The 16,189-nt window shown below is 39.4% G+C and carries 11 protein-coding genes; all 11 read left to right on the top strand.

What is annotated here, in order from left to right; genetic code table 11:
* Positions 1–124: 124 nt before the first annotated feature.
* Positions 125–1,144 carry a winged helix-turn-helix domain-containing protein gene (locus ACTBZY_RS12965; protein WP_463046758.1) on the top strand — a complete coding sequence of 340 codons (1,020 nt, stop codon included), beginning with the start codon at positions 125–127 and terminating at the stop codon, positions 1,142–1,144.
* 405 nt (positions 1,145–1,549) lie between these two features.
* On the top strand, positions 1,550–4,642 hold the full coding sequence (locus ACTBZY_RS12960) for a SusC/RagA family TonB-linked outer membrane protein (protein WP_463046757.1): 3,093 nt from the start codon (positions 1,550–1,552) through the stop codon (positions 4,640–4,642).
* A 21-nt stretch (positions 4,643–4,663) separates the two neighbouring features.
* Positions 4,664–6,172 carry a RagB/SusD family nutrient uptake outer membrane protein gene (locus ACTBZY_RS12955; protein WP_463046756.1) on the top strand — a complete coding sequence of 503 codons (1,509 nt, stop codon included), beginning with the start codon at positions 4,664–4,666 and terminating at the stop codon, positions 6,170–6,172.
* Positions 6,173–6,256: 84 nt separating this feature from the next.
* Positions 6,257–8,938: a c-type cytochrome gene (locus ACTBZY_RS12950; protein ID WP_463046755.1), complete on the top strand. Its 2,682-nt coding sequence runs from the start codon at positions 6,257–6,259 to the stop codon at positions 8,936–8,938.
* 153 nt (positions 8,939–9,091) lie between these two features.
* Complete coding sequence (locus ACTBZY_RS12945; RefSeq protein ID WP_463046754.1) at positions 9,092–10,540, top strand: sulfatase family protein; 1,449 nt, start codon at positions 9,092–9,094, stop codon at positions 10,538–10,540.
* Positions 10,541–10,564: 24 nt separating this feature from the next.
* Positions 10,565–11,365, top strand: coding sequence for a 3-keto-disaccharide hydrolase (locus ACTBZY_RS12940; RefSeq protein WP_463046753.1), 801 nt, complete (start codon positions 10,565–10,567; stop codon positions 11,363–11,365).
* Between the two features lie 3 nt (positions 11,366–11,368).
* Entirely contained in the window at positions 11,369–12,220 is an 852-nt protein-coding gene (locus tag ACTBZY_RS12935; RefSeq protein WP_463046752.1) for a sugar phosphate isomerase/epimerase family protein, read from the top strand.
* Positions 12,221–12,273: 53 nt separating this feature from the next.
* A complete protein-coding gene (locus ACTBZY_RS12930) occupies positions 12,274–13,101 on the top strand; it encodes a sugar phosphate isomerase/epimerase family protein (RefSeq protein WP_463046751.1) in 828 nt (275 codons plus the stop codon).
* A 1-nt stretch (position 13,102) separates the two neighbouring features.
* Complete coding sequence (locus ACTBZY_RS12925) at positions 13,103–13,912, top strand: alpha/beta fold hydrolase (RefSeq protein WP_463046750.1); 810 nt, start codon at positions 13,103–13,105, stop codon at positions 13,910–13,912.
* The gene (locus ACTBZY_RS12920; protein WP_463046749.1) at positions 13,909–14,940 is read left to right on the top strand and encodes an aldose 1-epimerase family protein; all 1,032 of its coding nucleotides are present in this window, start codon (positions 13,909–13,911) and stop codon (positions 14,938–14,940) included. Before ACTBZY_RS12925 ends, ACTBZY_RS12920 begins: the two co-directional genes overlap by 4 nt.
* Positions 14,941–14,961: 21 nt before the next feature.
* On the top strand, positions 14,962–16,170 hold the full coding sequence (locus ACTBZY_RS12915) for a hypothetical protein (protein ID WP_463046748.1): 1,209 nt from the start codon (positions 14,962–14,964) through the stop codon (positions 16,168–16,170).
* The last annotated feature ends 19 nt before the right edge of the window (positions 16,171–16,189 follow it).

Raw genomic sequence — 16,189 nt, 5'->3', positions numbered from 1 at the left:
ATTTTTGCCTATTCCTTTGAAATCAATCAAAATTAAACCGTTTCGTTTGCTATTTCTTTTGAAAGACATAGCAAACCTTGTATAATGCATTGGGCATTAAGCTAAACCTATTGAAAGAAAAAAGATGAGTATCAAAATCATAAGTATCAACGAATTCTCCGCTACGCCAAAATATCAGCAACTGGTCAACAGTATTCTGGAGAGTATACGATTTGGTCGATTAAAAAAAGGCGATACGCTACCTTCCATCAATGAGGTGAGCTACGGCTTTGAAATTTCTAGAATTACGGTGGAGAAAGGTTATAACGAACTCCGAAAAAGGAACTTTATAGCCGCCCACCCGGGTAAAGGTTTTTTTGTCATTAATGACCAAGTGGAGCAAGACCTTAAAATCTTATTGCTTTTCAATAAACTAAGTGCTCATAAGAAACAATTGTATGATGGACTGGTATCAAAATTAGGAAACCGTGCGGCTATAGAATTTTATATCTATAATAATGACGCCACACAGTTTTGTCAGATTCTAGAAAACAACAGGAAAGGGTATTCGCATTACGTTATTATTCCAAACTTTATTGAAGGGGACGAGCTGGCTCTTAAAGTAATTAACAAGTTACCTAAAGACCAGTTGGTCATATTGGACAAAATGCTTCAAGGTATTACAGGAAAATTTGCGGCTGTTTATCAGCCCTTTGAAACTGATATTTTTGGAGCCCTTGGCGAAGCTTGGGAAACATTGAAAAAGTACAACAGAATGGTGCTTATTTTTCCAGAGAACTCCTACTATCCGAAAGACATTATGGAAGGTTTCATTAATTTTTGCAATAGCTATGAGTTTAATTACAAAATCATAAACGACATCAGAAAAAGTAAAATAAGACCCGGAGAGCTTTATATCAATGTCATGGAAGACGACCTCGTCAAACTTTTAGACATGATCCCCGACTCTGGTTTGATTTTAGGCAAAGACATTGGTATCATTTCATACAATGAAACACCGCTTAAAAAATTCATTCTTAACGGCATCACTACCATTTCAACTGATTTCGCTGGAATGGGCGAAAAAGCAGCAGAGCTTATACTCAACAACAAAAAAGAACATTTCGAAAACCCCTTTACCATTCGATTAAGAGCGTCGAGTTAATCATCGAATCCGCTTTTTATCCCTATTCAATCCCTAAAAGCAATTCCACCAGCCGCTGCTAAAGACATCCGTTTTTAGAAAAACGCAGCTAAATAAGAAATGTTATAAATGACATTTCCCACTATCCTCCTGACTAACAGGACATAAGACGCCTTTTTGTCATTATTTATGAATACATTTTGGAAGAATAGTCCTACTATTTAAATATCCAACAACGAAACAAATCAATACAACGACATTACTTTTTTTTGTATAGACGAAAACAACAGGCACCAGACAGTATAAGACAGCTATTAAGACAGTATATGACGGTCTGAACTCTTCATAGAAATACATTTGGGACTTAAAGAGGAATAAATATTTCTTTTTATATATATATACTATTCAATCCTAAACTATTGTACTATGAAATTAAAAACTACTCTAAAAAAGCAGTGGATGAAGGAATCGGGGATTCTCCTTTTCCTTTTCCTTGGATGCTGCTCTTCTGCGTTTTCACAAATACAGGGAACTGTAATAGATGAAAGCGGAAGTCCCATGATTGCGGTAAGTGTCAGTATTAAAGGAACTACCAAAGGTACCTCTACGGATATCGATGGTAAATACAAAATTGATGCTCCAACTTCTTCTACTTTAGTATTCAGTTTTGTGGGTTACTTAAACAAAGAAGTAACTGTTCAAAACCAAAAAACAATTAATGTTTCGCTAGACGTTGACGACAAACTTTTAAGCGAGGTCGTAGTAGTGGGTTATGGTAGCCAGTTAAAAAGAGAGGTAACTGGAGCGGTTCAAACCGTTGGCTACAAAGAACTTAAAGACTTGCCCGTTTCTCAGGTTGGTCAGAAACTTCAAGGGCAACTTGCTGGTGTTCAGATTAACCAAACTACAGGAAAGCCTGGTCAAGGAATGAACATCAGAATTAGAGGCCAGGTTTCTGTTTCTGCAGGAAGTGACCCTCTTTACGTTATTGATGGTTTTCCTATCACAGGAAACATCGGCTCTTTAAACCCTGATGAAATTGAAGAAATCACCATCCTTAAAGATGCGGCGTCTACTTCTCTTTATGGTTCTAGAGCGGCAAACGGTGTAGTGCTTATCACCACTAAGAAAGGTTCTGCAGGGACTCATGTGAGCTTCAATGCTTACACGGGTATTCAGACCGTTCCGGAGAAAGGTAGAATTGAGATGATGAATGCAGAAGAATTTGCTCAGTTTAAAAAAGAATACTACACAGATGCTGGTCAGCCAGTTCCTGTTGAATTCCAAAACCCAGCAGATTACAGAGGAAAAAACAATGATTGGTACGATGCTCTTCTTAGAAATGCCCCATTGCAGAGTTACACGCTTAACGTAACTTCAAACAAAGCAGATTCTAAAACGGCGGTAGTAGCTGGTGTTTTTAATCAAGACGGTGTAGTTATTAATAACAAATACCAGAGATACTCTTTAAGAATAAACTCAGAGTTTGATGTTTCTGATAGAGTAAAAATTGGTTTTAACATTGCTCCTCAGTATGTGTATGATAATACCCCTAGAACAGATGGAGATAGAGGTACAGGTATTTTGTTCAACGCACTTCATACTTGGCCAGTTATGCCTATTTATGACGACAAAGGTGAGCTAACGCTTTCTAACAAATTTCCTGGAAGTACTGGAAACATCTTTGACTATGCCAACTGGGTAAGAGCAGCGGATGAATTAACAAACGAAACGACTACGACCAATTTGTTATCTAACGCTTACTTACAATACGAGCCGATAAAAAATCTTGTTTTGAAATCTACGTTCAATGTGGAGATGTTAAGGTCTAAATTCTTCTTCTTCAATCCGTCTACTGCCACGAGTCGAATCAACGTTCCAATTCCAACGACGGCAGAATCTATTCGTCAAAACGTAGAAAGCTTAAGCTGGTTGAATGAGAATTTAGCCACTTATACAAAGAGTTATAACGACCATAACTTTGAACTACTAGGTGGTTTCACAAATCAGAAGTTCACAGAAGAAAGCACTAGAGTGCAAGCTGACACTTATTCGGACGATCGCCTTCCAACCATCCAAGGAGCCATCAACATTAACAGAGGTGGTACTTTCAACGGCGTAAATGAATGGAGCTTAACGTCTTTACTTTCAAGATTGACGTATAACTATAAAGGCAAATACTTATTTACTGCTTCTGTTCGTCGTGATGGTTCTTCTAGATTCGGTTCTGAAAACCGTTGGGGTACATTCCCATCAGTTTCTGCCGGATGGGTAATGTCTGATGAGCCTTTCCTTGCAGATGTGGAGCAATTATCATTTGCTAAAATAAGAACGAGTTATGGTATTATTGGAAATAACAATATAGGTAACTATACATCCTATGCACTTATTAACAACACCGTAAATGGTGTATTTGGAAGCACAGTAGCTCCAGGAGCAGTGGTAACCTCTCTTGCAAATAGTAACTTGGGTTGGGAAACCACCAAGCAGTTTGACTTAGGTTTAGATTTAGGTTTGTTTAATGATAGAATCCAATTTATCTATGATTTCTACACTAAGCGTACCACTAATCTTTTGTACAGTGTTCAAATTCCTCAGGAGTCTGGATTCAGTAATTTCAATGACAACATTGGTGAAATTAAATTCTGGGGACATGAGTTTTCTATTAATACCAAAAACTTAAATCCATCTAAGAAGTTATCTTGGAATACTAACTTCAATCTTTCTGTAAACAGAAACAAAGTAATGTCTTTGGCTGATGGCATCGACAGAGTGTATGGTACATTCCATATTACACAAGTAGGACAACCATTTGGTCAATTTTATGGTCATATAGCTCAAGGTGTTTACTTGAATCAAGCAGATTTAGATAGCTCTCCTCAAGTGCCGGGAAGATCTACCGTAGGTAGTATCAAATTAACGGACCAAAATGGTGATGGTATCATTACCAATGGTGGCAATTTTGACGATAGAGTTATCATGGGTAATCCATTCCCATCCTTTACCTATGGTATTACTAACAACTTCCGTTTCGGCGATTGGGATATGAGCATCGTAGGTTCAGGTTCTCAAGGAAACCAACTATTAGTGCGTCACCTTTATAGTACCGCCAACTTAGACGGTGTCTTTAACATGGTGAAGGAAGTTCAGTATCGTTTCCGTTCTGTGGATAATCCTGGTAAAGGATTCTACGGAACTACCGTAGGTGGTGGAAACGTAACGGGTATTGAAAGAGACTGGATGAATAGCCGTTTCATTGCGGATGCTTCTTACTTCACTATCAAAAACATCACTTTAGGTTATACTATCAATAAGAAAAACAAAGTGTTTAACTCTGCTAGAATTTATACTTCCGTTCAGCAGGCGTTTGTATTCACAAAGTATTGGGGAGGTCCTAACCCTGAAACAAGTGCACAGAGTAATGGTCAGGGAGATGGTGGAAACCTAAGTCCTGGTGTTGACCTTTCAAACTATCCAGTGCCACGTACTTTCACTTTAGGAATTAACCTAAACTTTTAAAAACACTAAATCTATTGTAAAATGAAAAAAACTATCATTCTAATATTACTAGTAGCATTTACACAGACTAGCTGTAAGGAAGATTTTCTAAGTCTAGTACCTGCTACCGCCCTGAGTTCTGCCACCTTCTTTACGAAGCAGGCAGATTTTGAACAAGCCGTTAATGCTACTTACGTACCCTTACGTAATATTGTAAATGACAGAGCTTGGTTACTTGGAGAAATGCACTCTGATAATACCTATTATGCAAGAAACATTCTGTTTGGAGCTACCGAACAGCAAGAGGATATCGCAGATTTTTCTATACCTACTGCAAATGGTGTTACTTCAAACACGCATGTGTTGAATCAGTATAGACTTGATTATCAAATAATAGCAAGAGCCAATCAAATTCTTACTCAAATAGATGGTGTGAATTTTGATGCCACTGTAAAGGCCAATCTTAAAGGTCAAGCACAATTCCTAAGAGCTTATGCTTATTTTGAATTGGTAAGATACTTCGGTAAAGTGCCTTTGCACTTAGAGCCAGTGACAGACAGACAAGGTGCTGCATTGCCTTTGGCAGAAGAAGCTCAAATTTATGCTCAAATTATATCTGATGCTACTGCAGCTGCCTCTGGCCTTAAATCTAAAGCAAACCAAGAGCCCGGTAGAGTTACTTCTGGAGCTGCCAAAACTTTACTTGCAAACGTATACATCGTTCAAAAGAAATGGGCGGAAGCAGAAGCTTTGCTTATGGAAGTGGTAAATAGTGGTTCTTATTCACTAATGCCTACTTATGGAGAAGCCTTTTCTGGCAACAGCAGCAACAAAAACAATGCTGAATCAGTATTTGAAGTTCAATTCTTAGAGGGTTCCGCAGGTTTAAATGGCAACTTCATTTATAATTTCCTGCCACGCCCAATTAGCCCAGTGGAACTTGCACCCATAACTGGAACTTCTAATGCACAGCCAGTAAGTGGAGAAGGAAACAACATTCCTACACCAGACATTATTGCGGCTTATGAGGCTGGAGATCTGAGAAAAGATGAATCTATAGCCTATGTGACTTTAGGCGGTAGCTTAAGAGCCAATAAAGAATACCCATACATTAAGAAGTATGCTAAAAAGCATAGCCTTCATAATAACACAGGTACTAACTGGCCAATCTATCGTTATTCTGAAGTATTATTATTCTTAGCTGAAGCTTCTGCGGAGCAAGGAAAAACAGCTCAAGCAGCTCAATACTTAAACATGGTACGTTCTAGAGCAGGACTTGCAAATACAACGGCAAGTACGCAAGCAGATTTAAGAACAGCTGTTTATAAAGAAAGAAGAGTGGAGCTAGCTTTTGAGAATAAGCGTTGGTTTGATTTGGTTAGAACTGGAAGAGCTGTAGAAGTTATCACCGCTTACGGAAACAGAATCAAAGCTAATCCGTTAGCTTATTATTATCCAGCTGGAGCAGTTCCAAGAAGTAACTCTTTCACTAATATTTCATTGTTTTATGGAATGCCAGCAGATGAGGCTTCATTGTCTCCTCACTTCTAGTATTCAGTAGACGAAAATACTGCACAAGAGAGAATTTATTCTTTATCTTGTGCAGTATAAATTAAAATTCAACCAAGGCAAACAATGACACTAAAAAACCGAAGTATTCTCTTGTTAATTGGGGCATCGGCGATAGTTATCGCAAACTCATTTACCTTTCTTAAAAGTCAGGTACTTCCCTCCATGGACAATGAAAACCCTAAGATTAAAAAGCTTAGACTAACCGAGGGCTTTAAAGCCGAACACCTATTTAGCCCATCAGACGCAGAAATGGGTTCGTGGGTGGCTATGACCTTTGACGACAAAGGTAGAATGATCACTTCTGACCAATATGGCTCACTTTACAGATTAAAAATACCACCTATTGGCAGCCCAACTTCAAAACCAGAAGTAGAGAAAATAAAAGTTGGAACCGGTGCCAATGTAGATGAAGTAGGCATGGGTTATGCCAACGGTTTGCTTTATGCATTCAATAGCCTTTATGTCATGATCAATAACGGAAAAAACAACAAAGAATTTCCGCGTTCTAGTGGCCTATACAGGCTTCAAGATACAGACAATGACGACCATTTTGACAAAATTACGCTCATTAAAGAACTAGTAGGTCAAGGTGAGCACGGACCACACAGTATTGTACTTTCTCCAGATGGAAAATCGCTATATGTAATTGCAGGAAACCATACAGACGTACCAGCAATGGACGCTTACCGATTACCTTCAAACTGGCAAGAAGACAACCTTTTCCCATTAATTAAAGACCCAAGAGGACACGCCAATGACCGCATGGCACCTGGAGGATGGATTGCAAACCTTGACCCAGAAGGAAAAAAGTGGGAATTGGTAAGTGCAGGATATAGAAATGCATTTGACTTGGCGTTCAACGAAGTAGGCGATTTATTTGTCTATGATGCTGATATGGAGTGGGATTTTGGACAGCCTTGGTACCGCCCTACCCGTATTAATCATGCGACCAGTGCAAGTGAATATGGCTGGAGAACAGGAAACAGTAAATGGGCTCCTTCTTTCCCAGACAACTTACCAGCAGTTTTAAACATTGGACAGGGCTCTCCTACCAACCTTTTGCATTTAAAAGATGCTAAATTTCCTGCTAAATATAGAAGCTCACTGTTGGCTTTCGACTGGAGTTTTGGAATTATCCATGCCATTCATTTAAAACCAGATGGCTCTTCCTATTCGGCAGACAGAGAAGAATTTTTGTCAGGGATTCCGCTTCCATTAACAGATGGAGCCATTGGCCCTGACGGAGCTCTTTATTTCTTAACGGGTGGTCGTAGATTAGAATCAGACCTTTATAGAGTAGCATATGTAGGGAACGAAAGCACTGCTTCAGTAGCCGCAAAACCTATCAATGCCGAAAACCAACTTAGAAGAGATTTAGAGAAATTCCATACGGGTGGTCCAAACAAAAACGCTGTAAAAGCTGCTTGGCCAGAACTTAGTAACCCTGACAGATTCATTAGATATGCGGCAAGATTAGCTCTAGAGCATCAGCCTGTTTCAGAATGGCAGTCAAAAGCTCTTACGGAGAAAAATCCTGTGGCCTTAACACAATCTCTTATTTCATTAATAAGAATGGGTGATGGCTCTAAGAAAAACGAAATATTAAGTGCCTTAACCAGCATTAATTATAAAGCACTAAATGAAGCTCAGCAGTTAGATGTATTAAGAGCTTTTGAACTAGCATTTCTTAGAATGGGTGAGCCAGAAGGAGATATGAAAACAAAAGTAGTGGCATTCTTAAACCCTAACTACCCAGCCAAAACAGCTCAATTAAACAGGTCTTTGAGCAAAGTATTATTATACTTAGATGCACCTGGAGCAGTTCAGAAGACTTTGGCTTTAATGAAAATTAAAACAGAGCCGGGCACAGAAAGCTTAATGGAAGAAACCGCTACAGCTTCTAGCGATTTAATCTTAAGAAACCCTCAGTATGGTTCTGACATTGCTAAAATGCTAGCAAACATGCCGCCAATGCAGCACACTTATTACGCTACCGTATTAAGCATGGCTAAAAACGGTTGGACTCCTAAAATGAGAGAGACATACTTCAAATGGTTCGATAAAGCTTTCAGTTATAAAGGCGGAAGAAGTTATGTGGGTTTCATAGACAGAGCTCGTAAACTAGCTTTGAAAAATGTACCAGAAGACAAAATAGCCTATTACGATAAAATGTCTGGTGCAGATAAATTAAGCTCAAATGGAAACGACCTTACAGAGGTTGCCTATCCAAAGGGGCCAGGAAAACGTTGGACTATAGAAAGTGCGGAAAAAGCCATGGAAAGTGGATTGACAAACAGAAACTTTGAACAAGGTAAATCCATGTTTGCGGCTACTACTTGTAAAAGCTGTCATACCATGAGAGGTGATGGAGGAATGATTGGACCAGATTTAACCCAATTAGGTTCTAGGTTTTCTACTAAAGACATGTTGGAATCAATCATAGAGCCCGACAAAGTAGTTTCTGATCAATATGCCGCTTCGCAATTCGGACTAAAAGATGGTAACTCAATAGTAGGAAGATTGGTCAACGAAGACAAGACTACTTACTATGTCTCTCAAAATCCTTTTGCTCCAGAGTCTATTGAAAAAGTGTTAAAATCTGATGTGGTATCTGTAAATACTTCAAAGGTTTCTATCATGTTCCCAGGACTGATAAACAGTCTTAACGAAGATGAATTAAAAGATTTAGTAGCCTATTTAATGGCCGGTGGAAACGAAAAAAATAAAATGTTCTCTTCCAAGTAAAACTAGTGACCATAAAATGTTGTCTAAGATCCTTTTATACTAAGAATGACAGGCTATGGTCAATGGTTAATGTTTAGTTAAAAATTAGATTTGGTTCAGATATGTAATTATCTGAACCAATCTTTCTTATTTCTATTTAGCCGGTTCTAAGACATGAAAAACACCAAACTGATATTATTCCTATTCTTGGCTTCTCAAACCCTATTACGGGCTCAAGATACTACTCCAAAATCTCCTAATATACTCTATATTCTGGTAGACCAATGGAGAGCCCAGACCATGGGATACGCTGGAAATCCGGATGTTATTACGCCTAATTTGGATCGACTGGCCTCCGAAAGTATCAACCTTAAAAATGCCGTATCTGGAACACCCGTATGCACTCCGCACAGGGCTTCTCTTATGACCGGCCAGTACCCACTGACCAATGGCGTTTTCATGAATGATGTCTTATTAGACACCAATGCCATTACGCTACCTAAGGTATTTAACAAGCATAATTACAACACGGGATTCATAGGCAAATGGCACCTGGATGGTCACGGCAGAAACACTTACATTCCCCCTACTCTCCAGCAAGGATTTGCGTATTGGAAAACCTTGGAATGCACACATAATTATAACAACTCTGCCTATTATACTGGAGATTCTGACCAAAAGAAATTTTGGGATGGCTATGACGCTGCCGCTCAAACAGACGATGTATTAAAATATTTAGATAAGCAAACCTCAAAAGATAAGCCCTTCTTACTCATGCTTTCCATTGGTAGCCCTCATGCTCCTTATGAAACAGCCCCTGCCGAATTCAAGGAATGGTATGAAAACAAAGAAATAACCCTTCGAGACAATGTGCCAGCTGAACTTAGAGAGAAAGTGCTTGAGGACACTAAAGGTTATTATGCACATATGACTGCCATAGATACTTACATAGGACAAATGTGGCAAAAACTCATCGACCTAAATCTGGAAGAAAACACCATCATCGTTTTCACCTCTGACCACGGCGACCTACTCGGCTCTCATGGTTTCTATAAAAAGCAGCAGCCCTATCAGGAAAGTATTAAAGTGCCCTTTCTTATTCACTACCCAAAAGCATTTGGGAAAGAAGGTAAAACTTTAGAAACCTTAATTAATTCGCCAGACATCATGCCTACGCTTTTGGGGCTGTCAAATATTGCTATTCCAGAAACTGTAGAAGGCATAGATTTTTCGTCCGTCCTCAGCGGAAAAAAGAAAGACAAAGTAAAGCAAACGCTAATTTCTTGTCCACAGCCCTTTGGACAGTGGGCCAGAAAAAAAGGAGGCAAAGAATATAGAGGGCTCTTTACTGGTAAATACACTTATGCCAGAGATTTGGAAGGACCTTGGCTCCTTTTTGACAATGAAGAAGACCCTTTCCAAATGAATAATTTGATTGGCAAAGCCGAATATCAAAAGTTACAAAAGGAAATGGATAAGAATCTAAGCAAGGAACTCAAAAAAAAGAAAGACGAATTTCTTCCAGGAATGGCATACGTTAAGAAATGGAATTATTTGGTAGACGAAACTGAGACCGTTCCATATATCAATGTGAATTATGAAGGAAAACCTATTATAGAATAATCATTTACAATCAAACAACCCGAAATGAATTTAAATCAAAACATAAAAACGCTACTGGCTACTGTCGTAATGGGCTCTTTTACAGTTTCATGTACGCAATCGCATAGTGCATCAAAAGCAGCTCAAGAAACAACAGTAAATAAAGAAGCTGGTTTCAAAAAAATATTTAATGGCAAAAACTTAGACGGCTGGAATGGCGATCCTACCTACTGGAGCGTAAAAGATGGAAATTTAGTAGGAGAAATAACCCCTGCGACTTTGCTAAAAACAAATTCATTCATAATTTGGAAGGGCGGTGAGCCAGGCGATTTTGAATTAAAAGGAGAGTTCAATATTACGGAAAAAGGAAACTCTGGAATCAACTATAGAAGTGAGCAACTTTCTGATATTCCTTTTGCATTAAAAGGATACCAGGCAGACATTGACGGTGCAAACCGTTATACGGGCCAAAACTATGAAGAGAGAGGAAGAGCAACCCTAGCCTACAGAGGTCAGATTACGAGTATTAGACCTCAAAATGGTGACATGACACATGAGCAAGTAAGAGCAAAAGTTCAAAAAAATGCTTGGACCGACTTAGATGTGACCGGTAGTGTTGGAGATTCTGATGAATTAAAAACAAAAATTAACGCCGAAGGCTGGAATGAATTTAGGTTGGTCATTAAAGGCAATAGATTACAACATTATGTAAATGGTGTTTTAATGAGTGATGTAACCGACAACGACACCGTAAACGGGAAAACAAAAGGACTTTTAGGGGTGCAGGTGCATGTAGGACCACCCATGAAAGTGATGTATAGAAATTTAAGATTAAAACAAGAATAGCAAATGACAAAAATCGGATTTAACGTACTAGCATGGTCTGCGAATGTATCGGAAGACTTATACCCTATCATAGAACGCCTAAAAAACATAGGTTATGACGGGGTGGAGTATTTTGTGGGAGCAGAGGAAATTAAAAATTATAAGCTAGTAGGAGATCGCTCAAAGGAGCTTGGTCTTGAAGTTACTTGTGTTACGGTGGTAAGCCCTGATGCAAATCCGGTTAGTGACGATATCAATATAAGAGCAAAGGGTTTAGACAGAATCAAATGGTCAATAGACAGAACAGCCGAATTAGGTTCTAAGATACTTTGTGGCCCTTTTCACTCTGCTCATGCTCATTTTTATGGACGCCCTGCCACGGCTGATGAGCTTAAATGGAGTGCAGAAAATATGCACAAAGCAGGTGAACACGCCAAAGAAGCGGGAGTGACTTTGGCACTAGAAGCCTTAAATAGATTTGAGTGTTATTTAGTGAATACCATGGCAGATTTGGCCAAACTGGTGACCTCTGTAAATCACCCAAATGTGAGGGCCATGTTTGACACTCACCATAGCAATATTGAAGAGAAAAAATATGTTACGGCCATCAATAACATTGCCCCACATTTAGAGCATGTACATATTTCTGAAAACGATAGAGGGACGCCAGGAAGTGGACACATTCCTTTCGACGACGCCTTTTCGGCTTTAAAAGGTATTAATTATGACGGTTGGTTAACCATCGAAGCTTTCTCTAGAAGCGACCCAGATTTTGCGAACGCCATAAACGTTTGGAGAGAATATGACGACGCCTGGGACATTGCAGAAAAAGGCTTGAAGTTTATTCAAGACATGTCTGCCAAACATGGCTTATAAACAAGCATGGTTTTTAAAAGAAACGAATTAAACAACCCATTGAAAAATATCCTATGAAAAATCAACTGCCATTCCGTTTTGGCTCCGAAGTCTACACTTGGTTTATGAGTGGCGACGGTGAAACCCATAAAGGTCAGCTTGGTCACATGATTGAGATTATCGCTAAAGCTGGCTTTACAGGTATTCAGCCCATCTTCACTTGGATGGGCGACTTGGTCAATCCAGAATTATTAGCCGACAAGCTTAAAGAACAAGGCATAGAACTGGCTGCACTGGCTTTAGCACAAGACTGGAATGGAGCAAAAGAAACGGATGAGGAAAAAATAGTTGCAGATAATGCCATAGCACTTTTAGAACATTTTCCTGGAGCCATGCTAAATACGGTTCAAATTCCAACTGGACGTCATGATATAAAAAGCAGAAGAAAAAGCTTGGTTAACATTGTCAATACAGTTTCTAAAAGAGCCGCTGATAAAGGAATTCCATGTAGCTATCATCCTAATTCACCGCATACTTCTATCATCAGAACAGAAGAAGATTATAAAATAGTTTTAGAAAGTCTTGACACTGCTGTAACCGGTTGGACCCCAGACGTAGGTCATATCATAAATGGCGATATGGATCCTCTAAGCAAAATGAAGGAATACCAGTCGCTGATTAACCATGTGCATTATAAAGATTGGGATGGAAATCCCGAATTTGTATTAATGGGAAAAGGAAAAGTAAAGCTTTTAGAAATTACCCAATGGCTTAAAGACATTAACTATGGTGGCTGGATCATCTGCGAAGATGAAGGCTCCTTAGCACTTGAAGACCCAGATGCCGTGACCATTCATGACGGACAATGGATAGTAAACGATTTAATTCCTAAACTGAAGTAAAATGCCCATCATTGAAACAAACGGAATAAAACTCTATTACGAAGAAAGAGGCGAATCTCACAAACCTCCCCTTCTTCTTATTATGGGTATTACCGCTCCTGGCTCTGTATGGTATGCTCACGTGGAAGCATGGGAAAAGGAATTTAGGTGCATTATTGTGGATAATAGAGGCGTCGGAAAATCCGACAAACCGAAAGGGCCTTACACCACAGCACAAATGGCCGATGACTATGCAGGACTTTTAGAGCATCTAAACCTTGATAAAGTAAATGTAGCAGGCGTTTCAATGGGCGGAACCATTGCACTTCAATTGGCTATAAGACATCCTAAAAAGGTCAAATCTCTCCTATTAATGTGTCCGTGGGCCAGATGCGACAATACCGCAAAGGCTATTTTTCAGCACATAATGACCTGCAAAGCACGTTTTAGACCTGAGGAGTTTAGCCACTACATTCAACTTCTTATCTATTCAAAAGCCTCTTGGGATAATGAGACCATTTATAAAGAACTAGAAGATGGTAGAGCAGCAGATGCCATTGGTGAAAACCAGCAGCCCCTACATGGTTTGGAAGGTCAAGCCTGGGCTTGCATAACGCACAACGTTTTGGACAAACTGTCTAGCATTAGTCAGCCTACTTTTATTGTTGGTGGTGAAGAGGATCAATTTACGCCAAAATGGATGGCAAATGAGATAGCAGAAACCATACCTAAGGCGGAATTATATCTCTACCCTAAAAGCGGGCATATTTTTCATTTTGAACATCTTGAAGACTTTAACCAGAGAAGTTTAAACTGGTTTATAAAACAATGAATTTCCTAAAAGAAAATAGCTGGAAAGATAAAATCTCTCATACCTCCCAAATAGGTGGTATAGAAACTTCCATTTTGGACAATGGATTAGGAAAAGGCACTAGAATAGCCTGGATAAACACTGGAACAGGCTTAAGATTTAAGGTCGTTTTAGATCGTGGAATGGACATTGTAGATGCATTTTACAAGGAGCATTCTCTGGCATGGATCAGCCATAACGGCGTTACAGCCCCTCAGCCATTTTCTGATGAAGGCATAGACTGGCTTAAGACTTTCTCAGGGGGTTTACTGACCACCTGTGGACTCTCCAATGTGGGAGGCCCAAATGAAGACGAATATGGCAAAAGAGGATTACACGGCAGAATAAGTAACATTTCGGCAGAAATAGAATCTATTATCCAGCCCGATCCTTTGATAGGAAAAATGGAAATGAGCATCACCGGTATATTGAGAGAATCTACCGTTTTTGGTGCCAATCTAGAACTGCGAAGAACCATTTCCTGCACGCTTGGAGCGTCTGAAATCAAAATAAACGACGAGATTATTAACAGAGGAAATACAAAAGTGCCTGTGATGGTGCTTTACCATATCAACTTCGGTTATCCTCTTGTAGACGAAGGCACCCAAATTATGTGGGAAGGAGACTGGAAAGCTCGCGATACCAAATCAGAAGATATTTTTAAGGAGGGCAATGATTTCAAAACCTGTCCGGGAGCTTTATCGGCACATGATGGTACCGGTGAAGCGGCGGCCTACATAGAGATGGCAACAGACAGCGAAGGTTTTTCAAATTGCGGTATAAGCAATGAAAAATTGAATCTAGCAGTCCATCTAAAATACAAAAAAGACCAATTACCCGCATTCTGTAATTGGCAGCATTGGGGCAAAGGCGAATATGTGACAGGCTTAGAACCCGGAACAAATTTACCTATCGGTCAAAAGCAAGCGAGAGAAGACGGCACTTTACAATTTTTAGAGCCTTTTCAATCGAAAACTATAAATTTTGAATTCAAAATAACAAACATTTAAAAGCATAATATAAACGGAACTATGAGTAACATTTCAAACGCATTAGAACAAGGAAAAGGAATTTTGAGACTTACCCCTACTTGGGTACCTCGTTCTTTTTGTGTACCAGGAAGGAGAATTAAACTTCACCCAGACGATTATTACGTACTAGGCGGAGAGCGTGGCGGTATAGACGAAAGATGGCTTTCTTCTACCTGTGCTGCAGAAAATGGCCCATTAACAGGCAAAAACGAAGGTTTGAGTCATGTGGTTTATAACGATGGAGAAAAGGATGTTTTTGTAACGCTGAAAGATGTTATTGAAGAACTAAAAGGAGAGATTATTGGCGATAGACTTTGGGACGAATACAAAAGCTGGCCGATGTACTCTAAGTTTTTTGACAACATGGGACCTCTCCCTCATCATATCCATCACAATGACGAAAAAGCAGCATTAGTGGGTCAAAATGGTAAGCCTGAAGCTTATTATTTCCCTCCTCAGCTTAATAATCATGGCGGAGATTTCCCTTATACTTTTTTCGGAATAACACCAGGTACCACTAAGGAGCAAATCAAAGAATGCTTGATGAACTTCACAAAAGGTGACAATAAAATCACCAACTATTCCGCTGCTCAAAGACTAGAACCTGGCACTGGATGGTATGTTCCACCAGGAGTTTTGCATGCACCGGGTAGCCTTTGTACCTATGAGCCACAGAAAGCTTCGGACATTTTTGCGATGTACCAAAGTCTGGTCAATGAGGCTATTGTACCAGAAGAGCTATTATGGAAAGGTACACCTCAAGATAAAATCGGTGATTATGACGAATTAGTAAGCGTAATCGATTGGGAACTTAACACAGACCCAAACATCGTTGAGAAATTTTTCATGTTACCAAAACCAGTAAAACCCGTAGCAGAAATGGAAGCTGAAGGTTACATAGAAAACTGGATATGCTACAAGGCTGTAGACTTTAGTGCCAAAGAATTAACGGTACTGCCAGGCCAAACCGTTACCATAACAGATGCCGCAGCTTACGGATTGATAGTGATGCAGGGTCACGGTAAAATGGGCGAATGGAACATTGAAACACCAGCATTGATAAGATATGGCCAATTAACCAATGACGAGTTCTTTGTAACTGAAAAAGCGGCAAAAGAAGGTGTGACTATCACAAATTATTCTGCCCATGACCCAATAGTAATATTGAAACATTTTGGGCCTAACAACCCGGATTTAATAGTGGAATAAGTAAATTATTTTTTAATCA

This window comes from Arcticibacterium sp., assembly GCF_055134445.1.
This window is presented reverse-complemented; position numbering and strand designations above follow the sequence as displayed.

Bases quoted from the DNA above. Each gene is read 5' to 3' on its own strand.
- ACTBZY_RS12965 (WP_463046758.1), top strand. From the start codon at position 125: ATGAGTATCAAAATCATAAGTATCAACGAATTCTCCGCTACGCCAAAA.
- ACTBZY_RS12960 (WP_463046757.1), top strand. From the start codon at position 1,550: ATGAAATTAAAAACTACTCTAAAAAAGCAGTGGATGAAGGAATCGGGG.
- ACTBZY_RS12955 (WP_463046756.1), top strand. From the start codon at position 4,664: ATGAAAAAAACTATCATTCTAATATTACTAGTAGCATTTACACAGACT.
- ACTBZY_RS12950 (WP_463046755.1), top strand. From the start codon at position 6,257: ATGACACTAAAAAACCGAAGTATTCTCTTGTTAATTGGGGCATCGGCG.
- ACTBZY_RS12945 (WP_463046754.1), top strand. From the start codon at position 9,092: ATGAAAAACACCAAACTGATATTATTCCTATTCTTGGCTTCTCAAACC.
- ACTBZY_RS12940 (WP_463046753.1), top strand. From the start codon at position 10,565: ATGAATTTAAATCAAAACATAAAAACGCTACTGGCTACTGTCGTAATG.
- ACTBZY_RS12935 (WP_463046752.1), top strand. From the start codon at position 11,369: ATGACAAAAATCGGATTTAACGTACTAGCATGGTCTGCGAATGTATCG.
- ACTBZY_RS12930 (WP_463046751.1), top strand. From the start codon at position 12,274: ATGAAAAATCAACTGCCATTCCGTTTTGGCTCCGAAGTCTACACTTGG.
- ACTBZY_RS12925 (WP_463046750.1), top strand. From the start codon at position 13,103: ATGCCCATCATTGAAACAAACGGAATAAAACTCTATTACGAAGAAAGA.
- ACTBZY_RS12920 (WP_463046749.1), top strand. From the start codon at position 13,909: ATGAATTTCCTAAAAGAAAATAGCTGGAAAGATAAAATCTCTCATACC.
- ACTBZY_RS12915 (WP_463046748.1), top strand. From the start codon at position 14,962: ATGAGTAACATTTCAAACGCATTAGAACAAGGAAAAGGAATTTTGAGA.